This window comes from Arthrobacter sp. JCM 19049 (assembly GCF_001310435.1).
Genome location: NZ_BAXF01000911.1, coordinates 1 through 575 on the forward strand (window position 1 = coordinate 1; position 575 = coordinate 575).

Sequence of the window (575 nt, forward strand, 5' to 3'; positions counted from 1 at the left end):
CGGCCAGCCATGCGGCCAGCTCGGCCACCTCCTCGGGCTCCACCAGGCGCTTGATCGGGCTTTCGGTGAGCATCACCTTGGCGATGACTTCGGATTCGGGGATGGAGTGCGCCGCGGCCTGGTCGGCGACCTGGCGCTCCACCAGGGCGGTGCGCACATAACCGGGGTTGATGCAGTTGCTGGTGACCCCGTGCTGTGCACCTTCCAGAGCGGTGACCTTCGATAGCCCCTCCAGCCCGTGCTTGGCGGCCACGTAGGCGGACTTGTAGGCGCTGCCAATCAGCCCGTGGGCCGAGGAAATGTTGATGATGCGCCCGAAACCTCGCTCATACATGCCCGGCAGCACCGCTCGGATCAGCAGGAACGGGGCCTCGAGCATCAACCGGTGGATCAGCCGCCAGTCCTGCGGATCGAATTCATGGATCGGCGCGACCCGCTGCACCCCGGCATTGTTGACCAGGATGTCCGCCGATAACTCCAGGGTCTCCAGCGCCCGGGTGTCGGACAGATCCACCACCCATGATTCCCCGCCCACCTCGGCCGTGGCCGCGCTGGCCGCGGCCTCGTCCCGGTCG

Annotated in this window: 1 protein-coding gene; it reads right to left on the minus strand. The window is 67.1% G+C overall.

Going from position 1 to position 575, the window contains the following annotated elements; genetic code table 11:
• Positions 1-575, minus strand: a 575-nt coding sequence (locus JCM19049_RS17070; protein ID WP_054822103.1) for an SDR family NAD(P)-dependent oxidoreductase, incomplete at both ends; no start/stop codon positions are given.